Below are 385 nucleotides of genomic sequence, written 5' to 3' on the forward strand. Positions count from 1 at the left end.
TGTGGCCTATGCGCTGTGGGAAGGGATCGGTATTTTATTGATTACGCTGTTCAGCGTTCTGATATTCGACGAAACATTAACAACAATGAAGGTCGCCGGGTTAACGACGCTGGTCGCGGGTATAGTGCTGATTAAATCAGGTACCCGTAAACCGACAAAACAGCAGAAGGAGCAGAACCATGCAACAGTTTGAATGGGTTCATGCGGCCTGGCTGGGCTTCGCCATCGTGCTGGAAATTCTGGCGAACGTTCTGCTGAAATTCTCTGACGGTTTTCGCCGTAAGGTTTATGGCCTGATGTCGATTGCCGCAGTGCTGGGGGCATTTAGCGCTCTGTCACAGGCGGTCAAAGGTATTGATCTGTCCGTGGCCTATGCGCTGTGGGG

At 51.7% G+C, this 385-nt stretch carries 2 protein-coding genes; both read left to right on the forward strand.

Features of this window, described 5'->3' with window-relative positions; genetic code table 11:
- On the forward strand, positions 1–193 hold a 193-nt coding region (locus IM295_RS22895), incomplete at its 5' end, for an SMR family transporter (protein ID WP_239006674.1).
- On the forward strand, positions 180–385 hold a 206-nt coding region (gene mdtI / locus IM295_RS22900), incomplete at its 3' end, for a multidrug/spermidine efflux SMR transporter subunit MdtI (protein ID WP_193055624.1). The genes IM295_RS22895 and mdtI, both read left to right, overlap by 14 nt.

Origin of the sequence: Enterobacter cloacae complex sp. P14RS, from assembly GCF_014895895.1 — a bacterium.
GTDB classification, from domain to species: Bacteria; Pseudomonadota; Gammaproteobacteria; order Enterobacterales; family Enterobacteriaceae; genus Enterobacter; species Enterobacter bugandensis.